Genomic DNA, 26025 nt, shown 5'->3' with positions numbered 1-26025 from the left:
AAGCGTCATGTTTCGTTGCTTTCCTCGGGCGAGGCGCAAGCCGTTGCCCCTTGGATCCTAGCGGACAACGAGCAGGGTCTTGCCTGCCTCTGAAAGTGCGTTAAAAACGCACTTTTTCCCGCAGGAGTCAACGAAAAGTGACGCTTTTCAAGTAATACCGTGAAGGAAATCCAGGCGTAGAGACGGTTTAGAGCGCGATCCGTCTCGAATCGCTTAGAACCCCGAAAAGCAATCGGTCGCGACCCTGCAGCTTTGCTGTAGCGGCGTGACCGGTTGCCGCTTTGAAGACGAGGCGAGACAGGAAAGCACGAACGGATTGCTTCTCAATATAGCATTTTCACCCTTCAGCGTGTATAAAAAGTGCTAGTAAGCTATCAGCACTTTTCGATAGGGCTACCAGAGTTTCCAACCTGGAGCTCCAGGAGGCGCATTATCAATCATGTGCCAAATCGGTACTGTGTAAGCAAACGCAATCAAAGCAAACGTCACGAAAATCCAAAGTTTCCAGTTCTCAAAGAAGAGTGGTGTCTTCATCGCTGCTTCCTCTGTTTCCGCGACAGGAAATTCAGTACTTCCTTTCGGTGTCCGGAAGGCCAGTTGGAACATCGCAAACAAGAATAAGAGGATTGAAATAAAGAGGATCGTACCACCGATTGCCATCGCAACGTGATAGGGAATCCAATCTGCGACGAGCGAATCTTTGAAATATGCCGCAGGACCCGTCCGTCTCGGATTGCCAAGCAAGCCTGAAATATGCATCGCAGTCGACATAAAGAGCATACCAATCGTCCACGTCGCCGTCTGGATGAGACCAATTGTATTAATCCGTTTTGTTAAGGTCCGTCCTCGTAATAATGGAACAAGCCAATAGGCCGTTCCAAAGAACGTCAACGCGACTGCAGCCCCGACTGTGATATGGAAGTGACCTGTCACCCATAAAGTGTTATGCACGACGATATTCAATTGGTGGGAAGCATTGACGACACCACCGGCTCCAGCCGGGATGAAGAACAACATGCCGACGAACGGTGCAAGAAAACGGACATCCCGGTACGGCATTTTCTTGATCCACCCAAATAGTCCGGTCGCACCTTGACGACGACCTGCTAGTTCGAATGTCGCAAACATCGAGAATGCTGTCATCAATGAAGGAATGATGACAAGGAACGTCAAGACGACTTGGATGTACTTCCAAAATGCTGAAATACCGGGTTCGAGCAACTGATGGTGAAAACCAACAGGGAACGAGAACAATAAGAACAGTAAAAATGACATCCGTGCTAAAGCATCTGAAAAAATCTTACCCCCGACAATCTTTGGAATGACTGTATACCAAACGATATACGCTGGCAATAACCAAAAATAGACGAGCGGATGACCAAAATACCAAAATAATGTCCGGGATAATTCGATCCCGACCTTATCCGTCCAACCGAGTGACAACGGCAAGAGTTGAAAGAGAATCGTTGCTGCGACACCTAGCGTGGCGATGACCCACAACAAAGCGGTCATGATACTCATGTAGGCTTGAAGTGGTGGATGGACACCCTTATGTTCTCGTTTGTAATCCGCGTACATCCGGAACATTGCGGCAGAAGAAACCCATGTTCCCACAACAAAGATCACGAGTCCGATATAAAAAACAGGGTGTGCCTTCAGCGGCGCATAAAATGTGTAGAGAACGGATGCTTCACCTGCTAACACCATCCATGTGACAAGGAGGACACCGACAATCATCAACCAGAATCCAACCCAGCCCAAGCGTCTCGGAAACTCTTCAAAACGCCCGAACGACTGTCCTAAAAATGAAAATAAAAGTCCAAATATGAATAATGTCGTAAAGACAATCGCAAGCATTAGTCCGTGAGCCGTCAGCAATTCATAATAACCGACTCCAGCAATTTCTGGAATAACTCCAGTACGGACGAGTGTCTGTAGTAGACCACATAGTCCACCGATCAGTAACGCCACAAGTGAAAAACTGACGTAGGCAAATCCGAGTTTTGCTTCTTTTAATCCAATCTCTCCTGCGGGGATTCCACGCTCCATCTCAAACTCCATTAATTTTTTCGAAATCGCATTCATTTATTCCACCACCTTAATCTTAGTCGACATCATGTGATGCGCCGATCCACAATATTCGTTACAGACAATTAAATATTCGCCAGCTTCTTTGAATGTGTACTCGATTGAATTGATATGTCCGGGAACGACCATCATATTGACGTTCGTCTTGACGATTTCAAATCCATGGACGACATCTTTAGACGTCACCAGAAAATCGACGGTCGCGCCTTTTTTGATAATCATGTCTTGCGGTGTGAACTGGAAAGCTTGTGAGACCATGACGGCCTCATATTTATTGTCGTCAATTTTTTTTAGACCCGGTTTATCAAATGGCTTCGTCTGATCGACTTGCGTCGGGTCAATCAATGTTGCATCCGACGGTGGTTGATTATCAGAAGCGAATGCTGATACGCCAATGATGATTAAAAAGACTGCCAACATGATACAACCGAATACTAACCATATTTTTTCTAAACGATGAATATGCACCCTGATTCCCCCTTATCTTGAAGTGAATAATAAAAAGATTGATCCCCACATTCCGATGATGACTCCGGCAACGATAAATACAGCGATAAACGTTCCCTTCAGTTCTGTATCTGATTTCTGACGCATGATTCGCATCTCCTTTCCGTCTTTGAATCGATAACTTAACCTACCTTTATTTTAGAAAAAGACACCCTTCGTAATATGTGATAAATGTCACACCAATTGTGACGATTTCGCGCTTTTCTTTTACAAAACACACATAAAGTTCACAACTTGTTACGTACTGAACATATTTTGAACCGCTACTGTTTGTGCGACACAAAAAAGGACCGCATTCAAAAAGAATGTGATCCTACAGCGTGTAGACAAACTATTATGAAGAGTGAACATACTATAAGAGGCAATCCGTTCGCGCGTCCCTGTCTCGCCTCGTCTTCAAAGCGGCGCGACCGACTGCTTTTCGCGGTTCTAAGCGATTCGAGGCGAATCGCGTGCTAAACCGTCTGCATGCCAGGCTTTCCGTCACGGTATTCCTATAAAAAGCGTCACATTTCGTTGACTCCTACGGGAAAAGCAACGAAAAAAGACGCTTGATCTTCCGATAGCACGTTGTCTACAGCCTGAAGGACCACATTCAAAAAGAATGTGATCCTAGACTGTTGATAAGTTCTTCTAAAGTTTAACGTGTTGCGGTTCCATCAAAAGGATGATGTTGGAGCAATTTTTAAGTCAGCTCCAACGTATGGCTCCGTAAGCTACCGCTCAAGTTAAGTTTAAATCCGGCAGACACCGACAGGACACCCTTCACAGTGGCAAAGATCGCGTAAATAGTTCGCATCATGAACGATGATTTTAGTCGTCGTCATCGAAATGACATTGTCTTTTTTCCACTGCGAAAACATCCGGTTGACCGTTTCACGTGGTGCCCCGATCAACTGACCGAGTTCAGTATCCGACGGCCGCTTCGAAATCACGTAATCGTCATCGACTTTTTTTCCGTCCATCGCAATCAGTCGTAAGAGTGTCGAAGCGAGTGCCCCTTGTTTCCCGAACAATAAGAGGTCACGTAACTTCGTTTCCGTTTGTTTTCGCATCAAGGCTTGCCAGCGCATGATATCTAATGCGAATGTTCCATCTTTTTTCATCAAATCTTCGAGTGTCGCTTTCGAGATGAAGCCAATGACACTGTCCTCCATCGTTTCGACACTATAGGAGCTTGGAAATGCTTCTCCGACATCGAATTCACCAAATAAGTCACCTTTGAAATATAAGAACATCATTAGCGGGCTACCTTTTTTCGTGAGCTTTGATAGTTTTACACCACCTTGTTTCACATAAAAAAGTTTATCGTTCATTTCCCCTTCCCAACAGACGATTGAGTCTTTTTTAAAAGATACCTCAGTCATGAACTCTTCAAGTAATTCACGTGTCTCACTCGACAACACGAACGTATTGGCTTCTGTCGTCCCACAAGTAAGCATCTCGCATTCTCCTTTCCGTAGCTTCTGCCTTCAGTATAGAACATCACAAGGGAAAATAGCGTTTTTTCAAAAGATTGTCAAACTTTGTTCAATATTTCACAATTAATCTGATTTTCTAAAGAAGATAGAGGTTTGCGCTCACTAAACAACTAACTAAATCATACTTACTTTTTTTTATAATAATCGTCAACAATACGTTCGACTGCATTTCCCGGATCTTTATCGTACCAAGATTTTTTAAACTGTTTCATCGCCAGCCGACTTTCATGTAACGCTTCTTCTGAATTTAGCCATACGAGAACATCACTCATCTGTTTTGTATAGTGGACAGGAAGAGGATGAGGATAATGACGAATAATCCCAGGATCTTTCCGATATGAGTCAATATCTGGCGTATAGAGAATAGTTGGAATATCAAGCAGACAACTTTCAAATGGAATCGATGAATAGTCTGTAATAAGTACGTCCGTTATTAGTAGATAGTCATTTACTGAAAATTCATCTGTTATTAGATGTATGTGACTTAGTTTATTTGAAAATAAAGATTGAACTGTTGGATGTAATTTAACGAGTACGGTCCACCCTTGATGAGTCAACTGCTCCAATTGCTGAACTACATCGATTTCTGAACCGTCATACTCTCGATAGGTTGGAGCATATAATAGAATACGTCGTTTTTCTTTTCCGTACCTCATTTTTAATTTGTGCCTAATTTTGTGACTCGACTCATTAAACCAATAATCAGTCCTTGGTATCCCTAAGGTTTTAAATCGATTTTTTGGCAGGCCAAACGGTTCCATAAATAAGTCTACTGAGAGTCTTCCGGGTACAATAATATCTCCATAGCGCTCGTAGACACGCTTAAAACGATTTCGTGTCTGATTAGAGTAGTTTAAACTTTTAGAAGAAGTTAATCCAAACTCTTTTAATGTTCCCCCAGCATGCCACAATTGAATCCGCTTAGTACCTAGACGAATCGGTGCTTCACCAAACTCTGCGACGTAATTATCAACAAATACTGTTTTAGAAGTTGCCAAATGAAATGCCAATGCTATTAAATGAATAGGACAGTATTCCAAACTATAGTTTGTTTTCCATTCAGTAGGCCTTTTAATAAAACGTCGATCGTAAATCAAACATCTTAATTCTTTTGGATATTTTTCTTTCACAAGATCATTTATAGGACGTGCATTGTCTCCATAGGTCAACCAAAATAAAGTTTTTTCCTGTATAGGTATGAGATGAAATAGTGTATAGAAAACTTTAAACACACCTAAATATACATAAATGAGCAGTGTCCTCATTTTAAATCTACTCCTTCAAAAAGAGAGACTGCACTATTTAGTGCAATCTCTGTAAGTTACTTAGAACCTAATTCATTTTTAATTTGACTTGTTGAAATACCTTCTGTCCGGTCAAGATAAATTACTTCGCAATGTTCTTTTAAGAAGTCAAACTCACCTTTCCAATCGTCGCCCATCACGAAAATGTCTACATCATAAGCTTGCACATCTGAGACCTTTTGTTCCCAATCATTTTCAGGAATGACTTCATCAACGTACCGAATGGCTTCTAAAATCAATTTACGATTTTCGTAACTATGATAGGCTTGTTTGTGCTTTAAACGATTAAATTCATCAGTAGAAATAGCGACAATCAAGTAGTCCCCCATTTCTTTTGCACGTTTCAAGATATTGATGTGTCCCCAATGCAACAAATCAAATGTTCCATATGTTATTACTTTTTTCATTTGTATTTTCCTCCACTATCTCATGATTTCTCTACAGATATTTTCTGTTGCCTTACCATTATCCCATTCACAATACTTTTTTTCAAATGCCTTAATTTTTGCACCATACCGTGTTCTCCATTCAGGCAAGCGATTGATTTCATTAAATAATTGGTCTTCTGTCAAAAAAATTGGTCCTGGAGCTTCTTTTTCAAAGTCAAAGTAAAACCCTCTTAGATTGTCCCGATAGTGTTCTAAATCGTACGTGTAAAATAACATCGGTCTCTTTAGGTGAGCATAATCGAACATGACAGAAGAGTAGTCCGTCACAAGCACGTCTGCCGCTAAATACAATTCAGAGATATCTGCATGATTTGAAGCATTATGAATGGACCTGTATCCTGATGTATCCATTTGACCACCAATTAAATAATGCATTCGTAATAACAACACATATTCCTCCCCGAACTCTTCTTCAAATCGCCCGAGAGAAAACGGTAGCGAGAACGAATAGTTCCCTTGGTTTATGAATTCATTATCTCTCCAAGTTGGGGCATACAAAATAATTTTTTTTGTTTTCGGGATTCGATATTGTTCGTAGACACGGTTAATTATAGGTTGATATCGATCCTCTTGATAAAAAATATCGTTACGTGGATAACCAACTTCAAGTAACTTACCTTTGAAATGAAATGCTCTTTTAAAAATCTCACTCGAATACGCATTTGGTGAAATTAAAAAATCCCATTTTGCAGCTTCTTGCTCGAATTCTTTTTTATAGCGTTTTGTTGTTGTATTCGCCATTTGAACAGTCTCCATGTCTAATGCAAGTTTTTTCAATGGTGTCCCATGCCAAGTTTGCAGATAGATTGTTTCTCGTCGTTTGTACAGCCAGACAGGTAATCGACTATTAGATACCCAAACACGCGATGTCGCCAACAAATAAATCCATCGGAACGTCATTCGATTAACCGTAAGAATGTCTGGTTCTGTAAATTTGACTTGTGCATCTTTACTAAAAATCAACTCCAACTCTGGATAGTTGTTACGCAATTCTTCATAAATCACACGAGGACTATCACTATATTGCTTCCCCAAAAAACTTTCAAATAACATCCGATTTTTTTTGATTGGCAAATAAGCAAACATCCGCATCAAAACATGCAGTGTACGTTCTATCAACTTCGTTTTTTTAATCAATTGAATTAATCGATGTTTCAATGCTTAAACTCCTTAAAAATATATTCTATGAAAACACCATCATAACAAATAACGCATCCATTTTGAATCGGTATTCGAGCGCATGTAGCGGAACGGCAAATCGAACTTCGTCGTATTGTTGACGACTCCTTTACGATGGCTGAACGTCTCAAAGCTGAATTTCCCATGATAACCACCGATACCACTTCCGCCGACCCCGCCAAATGGCAAGTTATGTTGCGCAACATGCATCAACGTATCATTGATACATCCACCACCAAATGACACACGATCGAGTACACGGTGCTGAACAGCTTCACTCTCTGTGAAGAGATAGAGCGCTAACGGCTTATCACGGTCATTGATGAAACGGATGACCTCTTCCACTTCACGATAAGAATAGACTGGAAGAATCGGTCCAAAGATTTCTTCTTGCATCAACGGACTTTCTGGATCAACGTCCGTCATGACAGTTGGTGCCATCTTTCTCGTCGCTGCATCGACTTGACCGCCAAATAAAATTTCACCTTGGGGCAAGTAGCCACTCAATCGATCCAAATGACTGTCTGAAACAATCTTGACGTAAGAATTCACACCAACACCATTACCATACTGGGCAAAGGCTTCCTTTTCAATCAAGCGTAAAAATTCCTCGCGGACGTCTTCATGGACAAAAACATAGTCAGGGGCGATACACGTCTGTCCTGCGTTTAACCATTTGCCCCAAGCAATTCGTTTTGCAGCAAGCTTTAAGTTCGCATCACGGTGAACGATCGTCGGAGACTTCCCGCCGAGTTCAAGCGTGACAGGTGTCAAATGTTTCGCCGCTGCTTGATGGACGATTTTTCCGACACGCGTCGACCCCGTAAAGAAGATGTAATCAAACTTCTCTTCAAGAACAGCTGAACTGACGTCCGCATCCCCCTCGATGACAAGTCCAAATCGTTCGTGAAATGCCGTTTCAAAGACTTCACGAAGAACACGCGAGACGTTTGGTGTTAGTTCTGATGGTTTCAAGACCACCGTATTTCCGGCAGCGATCGCCCCAATGATTGGTGCAACAGCGAGCTGGAAAGGATAGTTCCACGGCGCGATGACGAGCACGTTTCCGTATGGTTCATAATGGATGTCACTTTTTGACCCGATATGTAACAACGGTGTCCCGACTCGTTTCGGTTTAGCAAGTCGGCGAAGTTTCTTCTCCATCCGTGCGAGTTCGCCGTAGACGAATCCGATTTCCGTCGTAAACGCATCTTGACGTCCTTTATTCAAATCCGTTTTTAATGCCTCATAAATTGCTTCTTCATGCGTTTCAATCGCTTGCTTTAAAAACGTCAACATACTTAGACGAAACGCAACACTTCGCGTCGCACCTGTCTTAAAGAAATTACGTTGCGTTTGAACAAGATTCGAAATAGTTGATTCAATCATCGTCGATTCCATCTCGTGTTCCTCCTCATGGTCTAGGGTATCTTTTCCTCATTCTATCATAGCGAATGAGCAATGATTCAATCGTATGCTCCCTCTTCTTTGTGATTAGACAAAAAAAGCAGGACTCGAAACGCGAGTCCTGCTGTGTTCGTTTCATGAAGACAGTGATTTTACCATCCGCATCGTCTTATTTCATCTGATTGATTACAGCTGAATCGCTGTTTCAAGTGCCACTTTCATCATATCATTGAACGTCGTTTGGCGTTCTTCAGACGTTGTTTCTTCTCCCGTTAGGAGGTGATCTGAAATCGTCAAAATCGTCAAGGCATTGACTTTATGTTTTGCAGCGAGTGTGTAGAGACCTGCTGCTTCCATCTCGATTGCGAGGCAACCGAAGTCCGCCCATTTTTTGAAGTGGTGGAAATCATCTTGATAAAATTGATCCGTCGTGAAGACTTGACCGACTTTTGCGTCGATTCCGTGTTCTTGTGCCATTGTGTACGCTTTATGCAATAACTCGAATGAAGCTGTCGGCGCATAATCCAATCCATTGAAACGGACACGATTTTGAGCCATGTCGTGTGAAGCACTCATCGCGATGACGACGTCACGTACTTTTACATCCGGTGTAATCCCGCCCGCTGTACCGACACGGATCAAGTTTTTTGCACCATACGATTGAACGAGTTCATTTGCATAAATTGACATCGACGGAACACCCATACCTGTTCCTTGAACGGATACTTTTTTCCCTTTGTATGTTCCTGTGAAGCCATACATCCCACGCACTTCATTATAAAGAACAACGTCCTCTAAAAATGTTTCGGCGATGTACTTCGCGCGAAGAGGATCTCCTGGAAGTAAAACTGTTTCTGCGATTTGACCTTCTGCTGCATTAATGTGTACGCTCATGTACGTTTCCTCCTTGACGTTCGTTTAATTAAATAGATAACAACTCTCTAAACTCATTCGGTGTCATGCCGAATTGCTTCTTAAATACTTTTCGAAAATATTTATCATCCTGATACCCGACTTCAACGGCAATCTCATATATACGGGCATTCGTCTCTCCCAGCAATTCCTTTGCCCGATTTAGACGAATCGTTTGGATATAATCCGATAAGTTAACCAAAAAACGCTGTTTAAAGCGCCTTGATATATATTCTCGGCTTAAGTAGAAGCGCTCACTCATGAGCTGGAGCGTTAACTCTTCCGCATAATGTGTCTCGATATACTTCGCAATTTGATCAATCGCCTCTCCCTGCTCTTGAACTGGGCAAATCAGCTCCATCGCTCGGGAAAGCGCATCATTTAAAACATCTGGATCGATCGGTTTCAATAAGTAATCAAACGATTGATGTAAGATCGCACGACGCATATACGTATAATCATCATACCCTGTCAACACGATCGTGACGACCTTTGGATGATGATTTTTTGTCCATTCTAATAAACTTAATCCGTCTACTCCCGGCATTTCAACATCGGTCAGCATCAATCCGACTTTTTCTTCATTTAAGATTTTTTTCGCAGCTGCTCCATCCTCCGCTTCAAAAATATGCGATACTTTCCAGTCACCCCATTCACCAAGTAACTTTACAGCGTCACGAACGTGTTGTTCATCATCAACGATTAGTACATTCATTACAATTCCTCCTGTTCGATTGGAATTCGGATAGTGATTCTGAATCCACCTTCTATTGGAGATTGGAGCGTCATGTTTGTGCGTTCACCGTAAAAAATTTGAAGACGTTCGTATATATTGTGTAAGCCGATACCAGATGTTTGCCGGTCTTCAGGAGCGCGATGTGCCCGCATTTTTTGGTTAATCATCTCAAGATCTGCCTCAGACATGATCGGTCCGCTGTTTTCGACGCTAATGATCAGTTGGTCCCCATCGGTTCTAATTTTGTACGCTAAGTAATTTTCTAACGCATCACTTTGCTGATTAAAGGCATGTTTAAAGTAATTCTCAGCGAACGGTTGCAAAATCATTTTTGGTACTTCAATCGGGTTCATGTGCCACGGGACATCGACGATATAACGAAATTTTTCTGGGAAACGCTGTTGTTGTAAGCGCATATACCCTTGAAGATGGTCGACTTCTTGCTTTAATGTGACAATCGTCTGTTCGTTGTTCATCGAATAACGCATCATTTGTGAAAGACCGGTTATCGAACGGTAGGCGACTTTCCGGTCCCCTTGCAACGTCGTTGTTCCGATCGATTGTAGCGCATTAAATAAGAAGTGTGGATTGAGCTGTGATTGCAACGCACGTAGCTCGTTCGTCCGATTTTCAAGTGCTAACCGGTATTCTCGTTTAATCAAACGATCCATCCGGTGCACCATTCGTTGAAACTGGCGATTCAATAAACCGATTTCATCATTTGTAGTCGCGACAAAACGTGTGGAGAGGTCCCCTTGCTCGACCCGCCAGACATTTGCCGTCAATTGTTTAATCGGTTTTGTAATTTCGAGTGCGACGAGACTTGCCGCCATAATCATTAATAGAAGTGACACTAAACCAATCACCAATAAAATGATTGCCGTTTCATTTGCTCCCTTGATGACAGAAGCATAAGGAATTTTCTTGATCAGTGTAATCGGCACGCCTTGCTTTTCGGTCTTCACATACACGATGAACGAGCTACCGACGTGCATGCTCCCACTTTTTCCAGTCATTTTTTCAGTCGTCACCGGTAATGTCGTTCCTGTCTTCGCGATTAAGTGATTCCCACTCATTAACCATAATGATTCGTCCGGTGAATTTTCAAACAGCTGTAGTTGTTGTTCAAATACCCGAACTGGAATGTCTACTGACAAAAAGCCGATGGGTTCACTCGTTTCGACGCGATCAATCCGGTAACGAAAACTGACGACTTCTTTTTCATCAAGAATCATCGTCCGAGAATTATATGCTGTAATCACATGTTCCGGGTCTATCAACCAACCATTTTCTTGTTGCATCAATCGAAAATAATCAGTCTCTTGTAACCAATCAAATTTGCCACGACCGGAAGTCTTCATATTATAGACAGAGTATTCCGAGTACCCTTTTAAAATCACAAAATGAATTTGTTCAACATCCTGTCTTGATAAAAAGAGACCGAGTAAGGAACGAGCGACGACACTATCTGACTCACCAAGCTCAGCATCGGCACCAGCATTCATAATATTCATCAATGAACGATTAGCGTAGAGACTTGTTGATAACCGTTTCACGTCTTCCATATAATGACTGATTTGACTATTTCCGCGTTGGAGAGCGCTTAAACTCGAACGCTCGGCTTCTGCAATGTTTTGCTGACGTACGTATATATAAGAAGCAGTTGTAGCAAGTGTTGTCGGAACCAAGATAGCGAGGGCTACAAGTAATATAAGCCGCGTCCGGATGCTCTTCATTTTGCCACCTTCCACCCTTTTTCTTCTAATAAATAGTATAGCACAACTGTATCCGCTTACATCCACTTCCTTTTAGCGCTTACGATGGTTTATATATCAAGTTATCCATAATATACTTAAAAAATAATCCTTGATTCCGAATGAACAATCATATAGTATCGTTAATGTTCGCTTTTTAATTAAACTCATCGAAGGTGGTTCTCTATTTATGTTTAAGCTTTCTGCCCATAATACGACCGTGAAACGTGAAATACAAGCCGGGTTCATTACGTTCATCACGATGGCCTATATTTTAGTTGTCAACCCAACGATTTTAGCTGACGCGGGCATTCCGCAAGCACAAGCATTTTCTGCGACCATTATCGCTACACTCGTCGGAACGCTTTTAATGGGGTTATATGCGAATCTCCCCATCGCCGTTGCACCGGGCATGGGACTGAATGCGTACTTCACGTATACTCTCGTCATCGGTGAAAAAATTCCTTATCAGACAGCACTCTCTGTCGTCTTTGTATCTGGAATCATTTTTCTATTGCTCTCGTTGTCTCCAATCCGGACGAAACTGATTGAAATCATTCCACTGACACTCAAGTTAGCGATCACTGGTGGAATTGGACTTTTCATCGCTTCACTTGGACTGAAGATGTCAGGTATTCTTGTTGCAGATGAAGCGACTTTGATTACGATTGGCTCACTGTCTTCACCAGAAGCTATTATTACACTCATTGGTTTGATGACTGCTGCCATCTTAACTGTCAAACGTGTTCCAGGTGGATTACTGTACGCGATGATTCTTGCGGGTGCGCTCGCTTTCATCACGGGAGAACTCAAATTTTCAAATACACTCACGGCTTGGCCAACATTACCGGAAGGCTTGTTAGTCACAAACCCTTTCACAGCGATTCAAGATGTCTTTCAATACGGACTCTTTAGTGGTGTCCTTTCGTTCGTCCTCGTAACGATGTTTGATACGACAGGTACGATGGTCGCAGTCGGTGAACAGGCCGGACTGATTGAGAAGGACGGTTCACTTAAAAATAGTGATCGTGCTTTATTATCTGATTCAACGGCGATGGTCGTCGGTTCGATGTTTGGTACAAGTCCTACGACTGCTTATGTTGAGTCTGCTTCTGGTGTTGCTGCCGGAGGACGTACTGGTTTAACGTCGGTCACAGTCGGTCTGCTCTTTGCGCTCGCAGCGATTTTCGGACCAGTCGTCCAAGCGATTTCAGGTGTTCCTTCGATTACGGCACCCGCTTTAATCCTTGTCGGTGCATTGATGCTTCAAAACATCAAGCAAATTGCGTGGGAAGATTTCAGTGAGGCCTTCACTGCTTTTCTAATCATCATCATCATGCCGCTTTCAGGAAGCATCGCGACCGGAATTGCCTTCGGATTCATCGTCTATCCGATCATGAAAGCCGTACAAAAGCAACGGGTCCATGCCTTAATCTATCTATTTGCCATCCTGTTCTTTATCCAGTTATTTTTCTTATAAGATGTAAAAAACTCCTCTTCCCTATCATCGATTCGATAGGAAAGAGGAGTTTTTCATGTCGATCCCCACCATGTAAACCACTGGTCTGAGATCGCTGTAGTTACTGCTTATTTTTTCATTTTCATCCATGTCTTCGTGAAGTCCTGTAACATCTCTTCTGACGTTTTTTGTTTACCGATATAGGCTTGCATGATTGCTCCGTATTCATTTACAGCACCATCCGGATATTTGAACCAGTTCCATGAAATCGTTTTGCCCTCTTTCGAGTAAGCTTGAATATCTTCTGCAAGCGGTCCTAAGTCCGTCGCTTCGATGGATTTAAAGGCCGGAATGAACTTAAATTTATTGACCATGTAGTCTTTTCCTGTATCCGATGTCGCCATCCACTCGAGGAACTTCTTACCTTCTTCTTTATTCTTCGAGTTTTTATTGACGACCCAGTTATTCGGGACACCAACCGGAAGACGGTCCATTTTTTCTTTATCATCATTGATCGGCATCGGGATGAAGCCCATTTCGATGTCCGGGTTCACATCCGTGATCAACTGTTGCGCCCAGTTCCCTTGCTGAATCATCGCTGTTTTTCCTTCAGCAAACTGTGTGACTTGTGTATTATAGTCTGTCGTCAACGGATTTTTATTCCCATATTCAATCGTTAAGTCAAAGAGATCAATAAATTCTTTAAACTGTTTGTTGTCCTCGAATTTCCCTTTTCCTGCGTTTAAATCTGCAATAAACTGGTCGGGATCATCTTGTTGCGCCATCGGAATATTCAAGAGGTGATTTCCGAGTACCCACCACTCGCCATATCCGATCGAGAACGGTGTAACACCATCTGCTTTAAGTTTTTTAGAAGCATCCGTCAGTTCCGTTAACGTTTTTGGTAAGTCTGTGATGCCAGCTTTTTTAAAGATTTCTTTATTATAAATAAAACCATAGCCTTCTAAGTTCATCGGCATACCATATAGTTTTCCATCAATCGTCATCGGTTCTTTTGAAAGATCGGTTAAGTCACTGACCCACTCCTCGTCTGATAAATCTTCAAGTTTATCTTGCCACGTTTTTGCTTCAGCAAAACCACCATTATTGAAGACATCCGGTTCATTTCCTGACGCGAACTGTGACTTCAAGGCTGCACCATAATCCGATCCACCACCGACTGTTTGAACGACGACCTTCGTGCCTGTTTCCTTTTCGTACTCTTTCGCCATTTGTTCCATGTCTTTCGCAATCTCCGCTTTAAACTGGAATACATTAAGCGTCTTTCCACCTTTGGAAGAATCACTGTCCTTAGAATCGTCGCTATTTAGCGTCCCACCGCCACATGCTGCTAATGCGACGACCATTGCCGTAGTGACGACTGGTACTGTTGCCCATTTACGTTTACGCATTCGGATACCTCCCTGATTTCGAGTTGATAATCGTGCTACGCTTTTACAATAAATGAAAACGCTACCAAATAAGATAGATAATTTTGTCGGGTGTGGTGGAAAATATTGAACAGTCGTTATCCGACCGAAAAACTCGGGATTAGTGTATAATGAAGTTAGAATTAAATTTTAACAAAGGAGTTTGATGCAATGTCCTTACCTTCGATTATTTTACTGATTGGTTCTTTGTTGTTCATCGCTGTCTGGACAACAAAATTATCTAGCCGCTTTAACATACCTGCTTTACTTATTTTCATTTCTTTAGGAATGATTGCCGGTAGTGATGTCACGGGCTTCATTCGTTTTGACGATGCAGAGTTGGCACAGTTGTTCGGTACGATTGCCTTAATCGTCATCTTGTTTGAAGGTGGTCTTCAAACGGTCTGGAAAGATGTCAAAAAAGAGCTCGCCCCATCTTTGTCCCTCGCGACGTTCGGTGTGTTCATCGCAACGACTGTCGTTGCCGTTGCTTCCCACTATATTCTTGGCTTTAACTGGCCCAATTCCTTTTTACTCGGAGCCATCGTCGGGTCGACAGACGCGGCTGCTATCTTTTCTGTGCTGAGTGGTCAATCCGTCCGGCGTAAAGTGGGTTCAACCCTCGAGGTCGAATCAGGGACAAATGATCCAATGGCTGTATTCTTGACGGTTCTCTTTCTTGAGTTTGTCACCAATCCGCAAGATGCCTCTCTTTTAAACGGCTTGTTTTCACTCACTTGGGAGATGGTTATCGGATTGTTACTTGGACTCGCGATTGTTTGGGTCGCTTCTGCCGTGATCAACCGAATCGATTTAAGTTCTTCTAGTTTTTATCCGATTCTCTTGATGTCATTTGGTTTCCTCTCATTCGGTATTGCTTCTGCTTTCTCAGCAAGCGGATTCTTAGCTGTCTATGTCACAGCCATTTACATCAGCAATCATGAACTTGTCTATCGGCAGACACTCGTCCGTTTCACGATGAGCATGGCCCATCTCGCTCAAATCGGAATGTTCATCGTACTTGGTCTACTCGTCTTCCCGAAACAGCTACTTGATCCTCAAGTCATTCTTTCGTCTATCGCGCTAGCTTTGATTTTGATTTTCATCGCTCGTCCACTTTCTGTTTGGTTAAGCTTACTGCCGTTTAAATACAGTTGGCGTGAGAAGATTTTTATCTCGTTTGCAGGTCTTAAGGGTGCTGTTCCAATCATTCTCGCAACTTATCCACTTGTTGCAGGAATTGATAATGCCTCGATGATTTTCAATATCGTCTTCTTCACAGTGCTACTTTCGACATTGATTCAAGGGAGTTTGTTAAGTGTATTGGCTGACCGCTTACACTTAAACGAAACGGGCTCATCAACAATTCAAACCGTCATCGAATTTATGTCGATTGGAAAACCAAACGCTGAAATCATTGAATTAACGATTCCACGTCACCATCCGTTCATCGGAAAAATGATTTCAGATATTCAACTCCCGCAAGAATTTTTGATTACGGCAATCATCCGTGACGACCAAATCGTTACGCCACGTGGTGATACTGTATTCGAAGGAAATGATCAACTGTTGTTGTTGACACCGAAACACCGAATCAAGACGTTAAAACAGTTTCTGTTTCCTAAAACGTCATAACAAAAAGGAGAATCGTGTTTACGATTCTCCTTTTTTCGATTTCCGACGATAAATAATGTAACCGACGATTCCAATGATGATAATCCCGAGAATCCACCACAGTTCTTTTTCAAGTGCTTTTAACATCGATTCTGCACGTGCTACCCCAAATTTTTCTCCTAGCCAAATATAGAAGAACGAGACCGGAAATAATCCGACACTCGAAGCAAGGATATAACGCTTGAAAGAAAGATTAAATAGTCCACAGGGAATCGAGACAACCGATCGAACGACAGGAAAGAAACGACCAAATAGTGCTGACCACGTTCCGTATTTCGAAACAATTCGTTCCCCTTGATCGATTTCCCGTTCTTTAATCAATAACCATTTCCCGTAACGGACGAGTAATGGGCGTCCAGCATAACGACCTAAAAAATAAAATAATGTCGCTCCCATCAGGCTACCAAAGAAGCCGATTAAGACAGCCGTCGTCCAGCCGAGTGTTCCGTTTGAGACATACAGACCCAGTAAGGGTAACCCGACTTCTGCCGGAATTAATTCAGTACCTAATCCAAGAATCATAATCCCTAAAAAAAGCCAGAGATTTGACTCTCCAGCTGCAAATAACCACTCTAACACGGCTTGACCCCTCCTCTTTTTTAACCTCGCGGACGGAGGAGATAATAGATGATGACGACAAGTGTCGTCCATACACCAGTGAAAATACCAATCACACCTACAATAAAGAAACCTAGTGCTACCATTGAGCCTGTTTCTTTATAATCACGCCACATCGTTCGAAGTCCTTTAATGTTAAACCAAAGAAATAGAACAAATAATAACGCAAATACCAGTCCTGTAATGAGTAATGCAGACATGTCTTCACCTCTTTCTTATTTATTCTTATGCCCATTATACGTCAATTCAACACGTTTTCCCTCCGTCTAAGGTCTTATGAACTTACTCATACTAAAAAAGAGACCCCACGTTTGTGAGATCTCATTTTCATTTATTTCTTCTATATAATATAGTTACTCGCTTACAGAAGGTGCACACCTTGCTCGCGGTACGAAAGACGCGTTTCCTCTGACCAGACGGATGCTTGGACTTCCCCGATGTGACGTTTCTTCAATAGGAACATCGCCATTCGTGATTGCCCGATCCCTCCTCCCATCGTCAACGGGAGTGTCTCTGAAAGAACACCTTGATGGAAAGGAAACTCTAATTTTTCGTGTTCTCCTGTCGTCTCGATTTGAGACAAGAGTGCCGCCCGATCGACGCGAATTCCCATCGATGATAACTCAAAGGCACCAATTTCCGGGTGATGAACTAAAATATCACCGTTTAGTGACCAGTCGTCGTAATCAGCTGCTCGGCCATCATGTTTTTCGCCGGATGCCAACGCACCGCCGATTTGCATCAAGAATACCGCACCGTATTCTTTTGTCACTTCCGTTTCGCGTTCTTTCGTCGAAAGGGTTGGATAAGCATCTTCAAGCTCTTGTGTCGTCATGAAGTGAATCGTCTTCGGTAACGTCGCTTCGATTCCGAACTGCTCTTGAACTTCTAATTCAACTTGGCGAATCGTTTCATAGATGGATAAGACCGTTGTCTTTAATGAATCGATTGTCCGAGCTTCTTTTGAGATGATCCGTTCCCAGTCCCATTGATCAACATGAATCGAATGTGTCGCGTCGAGTACTTCATCCCGACGGATCGCATGCATCAATGTATATAGCCCTTCGCCTTCTGCAAACCCATATGTGTGCAACGCTTGGCGTTTCCACTTCGCGAGTGACTGAACGATTTCAAGTTCTACTTGATGATCGATTGCATCAAAGCGAATGACACGCTCCGTTCCGTTTAAGTGATCGTTGACACCTAGTGTGCTTTCTACGAATAAAGGTGCTTCTACACGTGTCAATCCGAGTGTTTTAGAGAATTGATCCTCAAAGCGTTTTTTTACGAGTGTGATGGCTTCCTGTGTCTGTTTCATCGATACGAGTGTTGTCATGGTTTTCTTCCTCCTCAATTGTGTTTTGAAAAAGAAGCCATAAAAAAGAGCCCTTCTCTCCCAAGAATATGGGACGAAAGACTCGGTTCCGCGGTACCACCCATGTTAGTAGCAAAGCTACTCACTCAAAAGACTTGATGAATCATCATCTCAATCTTCGGCCATATGATAACGGACAGGCATTTCCGGCTACGCCTACTGACAATCGTGTTCGGGTAGCGACTCCAGGATGTTCTTCACAACTTGTTTCCGACTGGGCTCTCACCGTCCCCAGCTCGCTAATACGGTTTTTCAAGGTGTTACTCTTCCCTTCAACGTCGTTGTTACAATTGAATTGAGATTATCGTACACTATGCCGTCACACTTTGAAAAGCTTTTTTTTTCAAAAAAATAAAATTGTCTGACTAGTCTGATTAAGTTTATCAAGCAAAAGCGTTCCCGCAGAAGCGAGAACGCGCTTTCAAAAATCATTTGATGGAACCACTCGTAATTCCTTGAATGATTTGCTTTTGCATCGCGAAGAAGAAGAGCAGTAACGGGATGATACCAAGCACGAGTCCGGCAAGCGCCAAGTCCCATTGTTTCGTGTATTGACCGAAGAAATAGAAAGTCGCCAGTGGAATCGTCCGTAAATCAACATCACGTAACATCAGCGATGGTAACAAAAAGTCATTCCAAATCCAAAGCGTGTTCAAGATGACGATTGTGACCGTGATGGGCTTGAGGAGCGGGAAGACGATCCGCCAAAAGACACCCCACTGTGAGCAGCCATCAATAATGGCCGCTTCTTCGATTTCTTCCGGAATGGATTTCATGAACCCATGATACAAGAAAATCGATAATCCTGATCCAAACCCGAGATACATCAAGATTAAGCCCCAGTAACTATTTTGCAAACCGAGCTGACCCGATAACTTCGATAACGGAATCATGATTGATTGGAACGGAATGATCATCGCTGCGACGAACAAAAAGAAAATAATCGTCGACAAGCGTGTTTTCGTCCGAACGAGTTTCCATGCCGCCATCGAACAGAAAATAACGATGATTGCATTCGCACCGACCGTGATGATGACGGAATTCAAGAACACTCTTCCGAAGTTCATCGCTTCCCAGGCATCCACGTAGTTTGAAGCCATCCACTCTTTTGGAAGGCCGGATGTATTCGTAAAGATGTCTCCTCTCGACTTAAACGAATTCGAAAGTACGTAGTAAAAGGGGATCATATAGAGGAGTCCCATGATGAGCGCCGCAATTTCGACCATTCCAAGTCGAATCGAATAGCGTCCCTTTTTTTTCGGTTTTTGTTTTGGCGTTTGTTTTTCTGGCGTCGGTAAAGGTTGGGCTGTACTCATGCTTCCACCTCCCGCTTTTTCGTTAAGTAGACCTGTGTGACTGTAATCGCCGCAACGACCACAAAGAAGATGACAGCCTTCGCTGAACCAAGTCCTAAATTATTATTTGTAAAGGATTCTTTGTAGATGTTCAAAGCGAGCATCTCTGTCGACTTGAACGGACCACCGTTCGTTAACGATAAGTTCGTATCGAACAGTTTGAATGACCAGGAAATCGTTAAGAATAAGCAAATCGTCACCGACGGCATGATCAATGGAATCGTAATATTACGCAGTGTCGATAAGCGATTCGCTCCATCAATTTTTGCCGCTTCAACCAATTCTTGCGGTACATTTTGTAACGCAGCGATATAGATGACCATGATGTACCCGCCACCTTGCCAAATCGAGACGATGACGATTCCCCAAAAACCTGTTCGGGCATCTCCGAGCCATGGTAATTCAAAAAGACTCCAACCCGTTAACTCGCCAATCGAAGAAAAACCTTTTACATAAATAAACTGCCAGATGAACCCAAGAATCAATCCACCAATCAAGTTCGGCATAAAGAAAATCGTTCGTAAAAAATTACGAGTCCGAATGTTTTGTGTTAATAAAAATGCCAGGATGAATCCAACTAGATTGGTCAAGACAACAGCAACAATTGTATAGCGCGTCGTTAACCAAAATGACTGTTGGAACTGTTCATCACTCGTAAACAATCGAACATAATTGTCAAAACCAATCCAATTCAGTTCACCTGTAATCCCGTTCCAATCCGTGAATGAATACATAACGCCATTAAAAAATGGAACAAGAACAATGACCGCGAAAACCAAAAAAACCGGTCCTACGAACATCCAGAAATCCAGTCCGCGTTTTAGTTTTTTCTTATTGCCTGATGCCATTTATCATCCCTCCTCTACCTTACATTACGAAATTCGACAAAAAATGAAAACGTAACGATTTGACTCTTTGGGTGGAAAATATTGAACGATTATTTGGCGTGTCTGTTTTAGATACGCTACTATAAGGAAATAGAGAGAAATCTATAATTGGAGAGGGAGAAGCTGCCATGGAAAAAACCATTCGTTCTGACTTAGAAATTGCACAACAAACGATTTTAAAACCAATCTCTGAGATTGCTGATCAAATCGGACTTACGGAGGCTGATTACGACAGCTACGGAAAGTACAAAGCAAAGTTAAGTGATGGATTAGCAACTCGCCTCGCAACTAAAACGGATGGGAAGCTCATTTTAGTCACAGCCATCAACCCGACGGCTGCCGGTGAGGGAAAATCAACTGTGACCGTCGGTTTAGGTCAAGCACTCCATCGTCAAAATCATAAAACGATGATTTGTTTACGCGAACCCTCCCTTGGACCAACTATGGGATTAAAGGGTGGCGCTTGTGGCGGTGGGTATAGTCAAGTGTTACCGATGGAAGAAATCAATCTTCATTTCACTGGAGACATGCATGCGATTACTTCGGCTCATAATACGATTAGTGCTTTACTCGATAACCACATGCATCAAGGAAACGAGCTTCACATCGATCCACGTCGCATCACCTGGAAACGCGTTCTCGACTTGAATGACCGCGCCCTCCGAAACATTACGATTGGTCTAGGGGGACCCGCACACAGCATTCCACGACAAGACGGTTTCGATATTACAGTCGCTTCCGAAATCATGGCCGTCTTATGCTTAGCCGACTCCTTAAAAGATTTAGAAGAACGGATCAGCCGGATCGTCGTCGCTTATTCTTATGATCAGCAAGCAATCACGGTCAAAGACATTGAAGCGTCGGGTGCTGCGACATTACTGCTAAAAGAAGCGTTCCGTCCGAACCTTGTCCAGACCGTCGAAGGAACACCCGCTTTAATTCACGGCGGGCCATTTGCAAATATCGCCCACGGCTGTAACTCACTCATCGCAACACGGACTGCACTTAAGTTAAGTGATTATGTCGTGACAGAGGCTGGATTCGGCGCTGACCTAGGGGCTGAAAAATTCTTCAACATCAAATCAAGAATTGGTAATCTCCATCCAGATGCTGTTGTCATTGTCGCGACGATCCGAGCACTTAAGATGCATGGTGGCGTCGCAAAAGATCAACTCGTCGAAGAAAACCTAGCCGCCTTAACAGAAGGACTGGCGTTGCTCGAAAAACATGTCGAGACGATGGATTTATTCGGTGTTCCCGCTGTTGTCGCACTCAATCGATTTTTCACTGATACAGAAACAGAACGGCAAACCGTCTTAACATGGTGTCGCGAACGAAACATTCGCGTCGCAGAAAGCGAAGTCTTCAGCCAAGGTGGTGCTGGTGGCGAAGCACTCGTCAGTCAAGTCATGGAGGCACTCGAGGAAGAGAGTCAATTCAAACCGTTGTATCCAGCAGAGTTACCCCTCAAGCAAAAAATCGAACGAATCGCAACGCGTGTCTATGGTGCTGCTGACGTACATTTTGAAGACAAAGCATTGCGCGAACTTGAACGTTGTGCAGAACGCGGGCTGAATGACCTGCCGATTTGTATGGCGAAAACACCGTTTTCTTTAACGGATGATCCATCAAAATATGGTCGGGTCGAAGGATTTACCATCACCGTTCGTGAAATCAAGCCGGCCATCGGTGCCGGATTCATTATTGCTCTAACCGGGAATGTATTAACGATGCCGGGTCTTCCTAAAAAACCGGCTGCTAATCAGATGGGGATTGCTGAAGACGGAACAATCTTTGGTCTTTCGTAATCAAGAGAGGATGAGACATGTGACAATTAATCATACACACTGGATTGCTTCTGATGGCTATACAACAAATATGCGGATCCTAGAAGCACAAGCACCAAAGGGAGTCGTCATCGTTTTCCATGGCATGATGGAACACGGGGCACGCTATGACGAATTCGCAGAATTTCTCTATGCTCACCACTTCCATACTTTCATTCCCGATCTTCGCTGTTTTGGTGAACGTGCGCAGCAACAAGATGCCCTCGGTCATCTAGAGCCGAACCAAGGGTTTGAACAACTCATTCAGGACGCAGAGGAACTCGTACAAGATATTAAGCAACAGTATCCTGAATTACCGGTTTTCGCATTCGGACATAGTTTTGGTTCCCTCATCTCACGCCGCCTTGGTCAAACGCTTGGGCATGTGCTAGCAGGCGTCATCGCTAGTGGTCCACCTACCGATGCTGGAGTTTCAGGAACAGTCAGTAAACAACTCGTCAAACGGTTGATTGCTAATACTTCCGCCAAACAACCAGCTGAAGGGATGGGGCGTGCTGTATTCGGTCGATACAACTTACGTTTTTTCCCCGCCCTTTCGTCGAATGCCTGGTTATCCTCGGACCCACAATCCGTCTTGCGGTATGATGAAGATCCACTTTCAGGGCAGACCGTAACACTCGGATTTTTCCATGAGCTCTTGACGGCAACCAAATCCGTCAATGCGCTAGCAAATATTTATCAGCACCCACGGCATCTCCCCCTTCTACTCGTCGCCGGAGAAGATGATCCAGTCGCCTTTGATGGAAAAGGAATTCACGCATTGTTTGATGCCTACAATCGCGTTCGCGTTGAAGATACTCAACTGACCGTCTACCGCGGTTTACGTCATGAACTCTTCCATGAGTTCGAACGCATTCGTGTGTTCGCAGACATTGCCGGTTGGTTGAATAATCATATCAATGCTCCATATCCTGCTTCCATTCGAAAACAGGGCTCTTAAAAGGGCTCTTATTCGAAACAAAAAGGGCTTTTTGCATACGGGAACCAAGTGTGCATCCAGTCATCATGAACGAGATGAAGCAAAAAAACGCCGATGACTCCGTATGAAAAACGGAATCATCGGCGTTTCTTATGCCAAGGACGAAACGGTCCATCACAAAGAATTGTGAAGGGAATCGTTTTGAATTAGCACCTTTTTCAATTCAAGAAATCCATTTTAAAGATGTCATGATTGTTTCGATTTCTTCTAACTCGAGCGATTCGCGATCCGCTGAGTACGTTAATAATACAAGGCGTTCTCCATCTGAATACGCAAAGATGCGAAGGAAAATTCCTTCCTCTTTTCCATCTACTGCGAGCAACGCTTCTTTTGTTGAATTACGACGCGTTTCAAGTGGACTCGTCAATTCGATATCAAATTCTTCAACCAACAGGTTGATTTCTTGTTCGGCTGCTTCGAATGGCGTCAATTCCTCCGATTCCGATTCATAAATCGAAAGTTGTAAGGTTCCCATCGCATTTTCTTCTGTCGAATAAAAACTGACAAAAGTCTCTTCTTCTTGATATTCAAATGCTTGTGGATATTCAAGTGTAATCCAATTATCGACCGTGTATTGTTTCATATTAATTCCTCCATTCGATTTATCTCGTCAAATTGTATCCCGGTCACGGTTAATCGTTCTAAATACCGTGCTAGCTGACTGGAGACGAAAATTCGATCTGTCAGTTCGTCTCGTAATAGATGATGGACACCGAGCGAATCTTGAACGAGTCGCTCTGTCATGAAGTAGACATACTTTTTTCCGATCGGTCGGAAAATGTTCGTCTTATGTAGATGTTCCACCCGTCTGACCGCTAGTATATTGATGAGATAGTAGTTGCTCCATCCCGATCTCGTTTGAAGTTGAACCCGAAGACATTGAACAGAAAACGGTGTAAACTGTTCAAGCGCCTGTTTCATCCGTTCAGAGACCAGCGGGATGTTCAACACGTTCGGAAGCACGTCCGGTAACATATCCGCATCCTGTTCAATCGAAAAGGCAAGTAAGCTTGCGTTAAGGAACCACTCTCCTGTCGTGAAGCGATGACGATCGATTTGATGATGGCATTGTGCCCTCCATCCTTTTCCCATCGGCTGTTCGCTCCAAACTTGAACTTTGTTCACTACTCATACGCTCCTCTATCCATCTTCAGCCATTCACAATCGTTACAGGAAGCTCATGTAAACGATTTAGCTATTATTATTGTACACATAAAATCAACCGAAATAGCTTTTTTTCATAAAAGTTATGGAAATAACTGCTTTGCTATGCTACTATATTTCATGTAGCACTCATGCGGGTGTAGTTTAGTGGTAAAACCTCAGCCTTCCAAGCTGATGATGAGGGTTCGATTCCCTTCACCCGCTCCAATTTTAAGACATAACATAGGTCAACGACCATAATCCCTCTAGAGGGCAGGCGGCTTGCGCGATGCAAGCCGTCTTTTTTGTTGTCTTCTAGGGTAATTCCTCATCGTTTCAGGGTATAGTTCGATATAAAAGGAGGGATTTCATGATCCAGATGAAGATGCCGGGCGTGACCGTCTATCAAAGTACATTGATGAAAACAACTTCAACCTTGATTGAAACGCCGGATTGCTTGATTGTCGTCGACCCTGGCTGGTTGCCGGATGAAATTGCGACGATTCGCCGAGATGTTGAAATCATCCGCCATGAACGTCCGCTCTATATCGTTTACACCCATGCTCACTTTGATCATATTTTAGGAGCTTATGCTTTTAAAGACGCCATCGCGATTGCATCGCGTCGGTTCATCGAAACTGACACACAAGTCGCTTTAGAAGAAGTTCAAAATTTTAATGATGAATACTATATCGATTCTCCTGTCCTCTTTCCGGAGATCACGCATATCATTGAAGAATCGGAAACAACACTCACCATCGGATCGACTAAACTTATTTTCTTTTTGACGCCGGGGCATGAAGAAACACACCTATCCTTCGTCGTCATGCCAATGAATTTACTCATTTGTGGGGATTATGCGTCAGATGTTGAAATCCCCTTGATTGAACATGACTCGACGGAATATTTAACGACGCTCGAACTACTTGAATCGTTCATTTATGAATACGAGGTGAAATTGCTCGTACCAGGTCATGGACATATCTGTGATGTGCGGACGGATATGATTGAACGTCTACATCATAGTTATGATTATATTCTCGGCCTCCGTGCCGGAAAAAAGTCGGAATGGTCTGCATCTTGGCAACGAACTCCCTTCATGCATCGCCTCCATGAAAAAAATAAACGACAGGTCAATAAAGAGCATGAAGCCCGTCTCGCACGACGGCAGTTCGATTAATTCCCTTCGTCTCTTTCACCGGAAAAGGGGGACTGACTCATGCGTCAGTCCGATATCGATTTTCACAACGGACGTTTCCGTCCTACATCAACCAAATGGCCGATACTCCCTTTTCTCATGGGATCATCGGCCATTTCAATGCATATTCTTTTCAATCATGGCGTCCGCTTATTTAGGACACGCAGCTCATCTCTTGTAGAAAGGATAAGGAAACACTCGCTTCACGCAACTTCTACAGGAAAAGGGCAAGAGGGCACCTCC

24 protein-coding genes, 1 tRNA gene and 1 other annotated feature are annotated in these 26025 nt (G+C 43.2%); of the genes, 6 read left to right on the top strand and 19 right to left on the bottom strand.

Going from position 1 to position 26025, the window contains the following annotated elements; translation table 11 throughout:
* Positions 1 to 393 precede the first annotated feature (393 nt).
* From AC0VYQ_RS03230 to AC0VYQ_RS03180, 11 genes are all read right to left on the bottom strand, one after another.
* Positions 394 to 2085, bottom strand: coding sequence for a b(o/a)3-type cytochrome-c oxidase subunit 1 (locus AC0VYQ_RS03230; RefSeq protein WP_214893824.1), 1692 nt, complete (start codon positions 2083 to 2085; stop codon positions 394 to 396).
* Positions 2086 to 2556 carry a cytochrome c oxidase subunit II gene (locus AC0VYQ_RS03225; protein ID WP_088836389.1) on the bottom strand — a complete coding sequence of 157 codons (471 nt, stop codon included), beginning with the start codon at positions 2554 to 2556 and terminating at the stop codon, positions 2086 to 2088.
* A gap of 12 nt (positions 2557 to 2568) precedes the next feature.
* Positions 2569 to 2682 (bottom strand): cytochrome C oxidase subunit II, encoded by a 114-nt coding sequence (locus AC0VYQ_RS03220; protein WP_152638917.1) that lies wholly within the window; start codon positions 2680 to 2682, stop codon positions 2569 to 2571.
* 647 nt (positions 2683 to 3329) lie between these two features.
* Entirely contained in the window at positions 3330 to 4037 is a 708-nt protein-coding gene (locus AC0VYQ_RS03215) for a Crp/Fnr family transcriptional regulator (protein ID WP_088836388.1), read from the bottom strand.
* Between the two features lie 164 nt (positions 4038 to 4201).
* Positions 4202 to 5341, bottom strand: a complete 1140-nt coding sequence (locus AC0VYQ_RS03210) for a CDP-glycerol glycerophosphotransferase family protein (protein ID WP_475404247.1) — start codon at positions 5339 to 5341, stop codon at positions 4202 to 4204.
* Between the two features lie 56 nt (positions 5342 to 5397).
* The gene (tagD, locus tag AC0VYQ_RS03205; protein ID WP_475404246.1) at positions 5398 to 5787 is read right to left on the bottom strand and encodes a glycerol-3-phosphate cytidylyltransferase; all 390 of its coding nucleotides are present in this window, start codon (positions 5785 to 5787) and stop codon (positions 5398 to 5400) included.
* Positions 5788 to 5802: 15 nt separating this feature from the next.
* A complete protein-coding gene (locus AC0VYQ_RS03200; RefSeq protein WP_475404245.1) occupies positions 5803 to 6987 on the bottom strand; it encodes a CDP-glycerol glycerophosphotransferase family protein in 1185 nt (394 codons plus the stop codon).
* Between the two features lie 39 nt (positions 6988 to 7026).
* The gene (locus AC0VYQ_RS03195) at positions 7027 to 8409 is read right to left on the bottom strand and encodes an aldehyde dehydrogenase (RefSeq protein WP_475404244.1); all 1383 of its coding nucleotides are present in this window, start codon (positions 8407 to 8409) and stop codon (positions 7027 to 7029) included.
* A 192-nt stretch (positions 8410 to 8601) separates the two neighbouring features.
* Complete coding sequence (deoD, locus tag AC0VYQ_RS03190; protein ID WP_029332717.1) at positions 8602 to 9309, bottom strand: purine-nucleoside phosphorylase; 708 nt, start codon at positions 9307 to 9309, stop codon at positions 8602 to 8604.
* 28 nt (positions 9310 to 9337) lie between these two features.
* On the bottom strand, positions 9338 to 10042 hold the full coding sequence (locus AC0VYQ_RS03185; RefSeq protein ID WP_088836386.1) for a response regulator transcription factor: 705 nt from the start codon (positions 10040 to 10042) through the stop codon (positions 9338 to 9340).
* Positions 10042 to 11799, bottom strand: coding sequence for a sensor histidine kinase (locus AC0VYQ_RS03180; protein WP_214766662.1), 1758 nt, complete (start codon positions 11797 to 11799; stop codon positions 10042 to 10044). Before AC0VYQ_RS03180 ends, AC0VYQ_RS03185 begins: the two co-directional genes overlap by 1 nt.
* A gap of 208 nt (positions 11800 to 12007) precedes the next feature.
* Here AC0VYQ_RS03180 and AC0VYQ_RS03175 point away from each other — a divergent pair, with 208 nt between their 5' ends.
* The gene (locus AC0VYQ_RS03175; RefSeq protein ID WP_214893819.1) at positions 12008 to 13297 is read left to right on the top strand and encodes an NCS2 family permease; all 1290 of its coding nucleotides are present in this window, start codon (positions 12008 to 12010) and stop codon (positions 13295 to 13297) included.
* Between the two features lie 107 nt (positions 13298 to 13404).
* On the opposite strand, the gene AC0VYQ_RS03170 is transcribed toward AC0VYQ_RS03175, so the two are convergent.
* Positions 13405 to 14688, bottom strand: a complete 1284-nt coding sequence (locus tag AC0VYQ_RS03170) for an ABC transporter substrate-binding protein (RefSeq protein ID WP_475404243.1) — start codon at positions 14686 to 14688, stop codon at positions 13405 to 13407.
* Positions 14689 to 14877: 189 nt separating this feature from the next.
* Between AC0VYQ_RS03170 and AC0VYQ_RS03165 the strand changes: the two genes are divergently transcribed.
* A complete protein-coding gene (locus tag AC0VYQ_RS03165) occupies positions 14878 to 16341 on the top strand; it encodes a potassium/proton antiporter (RefSeq protein ID WP_475404242.1) in 1464 nt (487 codons plus the stop codon).
* An 18-nt stretch (positions 16342 to 16359) separates the two neighbouring features.
* On the opposite strand, the gene AC0VYQ_RS03160 is transcribed toward AC0VYQ_RS03165, so the two are convergent.
* The 5 genes from AC0VYQ_RS03160 to AC0VYQ_RS03140 all read right to left on the bottom strand — a co-directional run bounded on the left by AC0VYQ_RS03160 (position 16360) and on the right by AC0VYQ_RS03140 (position 20576).
* Positions 16360 to 16959, bottom strand: coding sequence for a DedA family protein (locus AC0VYQ_RS03160; RefSeq protein ID WP_214766664.1), 600 nt, complete (start codon positions 16957 to 16959; stop codon positions 16360 to 16362).
* A 20-nt stretch (positions 16960 to 16979) separates the two neighbouring features.
* Positions 16980 to 17198, bottom strand: a complete 219-nt coding sequence (locus tag AC0VYQ_RS03155) for a hypothetical protein (protein ID WP_214766666.1) — start codon at positions 17196 to 17198, stop codon at positions 16980 to 16982.
* A gap of 161 nt (positions 17199 to 17359) precedes the next feature.
* Positions 17360 to 18334, bottom strand: a complete 975-nt coding sequence (asnA, locus tag AC0VYQ_RS03150; protein WP_475404241.1) for an aspartate--ammonia ligase — start codon at positions 18332 to 18334, stop codon at positions 17360 to 17362.
* A gap of 66 nt (positions 18335 to 18400) precedes the next feature.
* Positions 18401 to 18658: a binding site (T-box leader), on the bottom strand.
* A 143-nt stretch (positions 18659 to 18801) separates the two neighbouring features.
* A complete protein-coding gene (locus AC0VYQ_RS03145; RefSeq protein ID WP_088836378.1) occupies positions 18802 to 19689 on the bottom strand; it encodes a carbohydrate ABC transporter permease in 888 nt (295 codons plus the stop codon).
* Entirely contained in the window at positions 19686 to 20576 is an 891-nt protein-coding gene (locus AC0VYQ_RS03140; protein WP_088836377.1) for a carbohydrate ABC transporter permease, read from the bottom strand. The genes AC0VYQ_RS03145 and AC0VYQ_RS03140 overlap by 4 nt, the downstream gene beginning before the upstream one ends.
* 167 nt (positions 20577 to 20743) lie before the next feature.
* Between AC0VYQ_RS03140 and AC0VYQ_RS03135 the strand changes: the two genes are divergently transcribed.
* Entirely contained in the window at positions 20744 to 22423 is a 1680-nt protein-coding gene (locus tag AC0VYQ_RS03135) for a formate--tetrahydrofolate ligase (RefSeq protein WP_214893814.1), read from the top strand.
* 10 nt (positions 22424 to 22433) lie between these two features.
* A complete protein-coding gene (locus AC0VYQ_RS03130) occupies positions 22434 to 23402 on the top strand; it encodes an alpha/beta fold hydrolase (protein WP_475404240.1) in 969 nt (322 codons plus the stop codon).
* 202 nt (positions 23403 to 23604) lie between these two features.
* Here the strand turns inward: AC0VYQ_RS03130 and AC0VYQ_RS03125 are convergent, their stop codons facing one another.
* Positions 23605 to 24024 (bottom strand): hypothetical protein, encoded by a 420-nt coding sequence (locus tag AC0VYQ_RS03125; protein ID WP_088836374.1) that lies wholly within the window; start codon positions 24022 to 24024, stop codon positions 23605 to 23607.
* Positions 24021 to 24566, bottom strand: coding sequence for an imm11 family protein (locus tag AC0VYQ_RS03120; RefSeq protein WP_235195200.1), 546 nt, complete (start codon positions 24564 to 24566; stop codon positions 24021 to 24023). The genes AC0VYQ_RS03125 and AC0VYQ_RS03120 overlap by 4 nt, the downstream gene beginning before the upstream one ends.
* A gap of 172 nt (positions 24567 to 24738) precedes the next feature.
* Here AC0VYQ_RS03120 and AC0VYQ_RS03115 point away from each other — a divergent pair.
* Positions 24739 to 24812: transfer RNA gene (locus AC0VYQ_RS03115), tRNA-Gly, on the top strand.
* Positions 24813 to 24954: 142 nt separating this feature from the next.
* The gene (locus AC0VYQ_RS03110; RefSeq protein ID WP_475404239.1) at positions 24955 to 25764 is read left to right on the top strand and encodes an MBL fold metallo-hydrolase; all 810 of its coding nucleotides are present in this window, start codon (positions 24955 to 24957) and stop codon (positions 25762 to 25764) included.
* The last annotated feature ends 261 nt before the right edge of the window (positions 25765 to 26025 follow it).

This window comes from Exiguobacterium sp. QJM3NY_9 (assembly GCF_056173545.1).
This window is presented reverse-complemented; position numbering and strand designations above follow the sequence as displayed.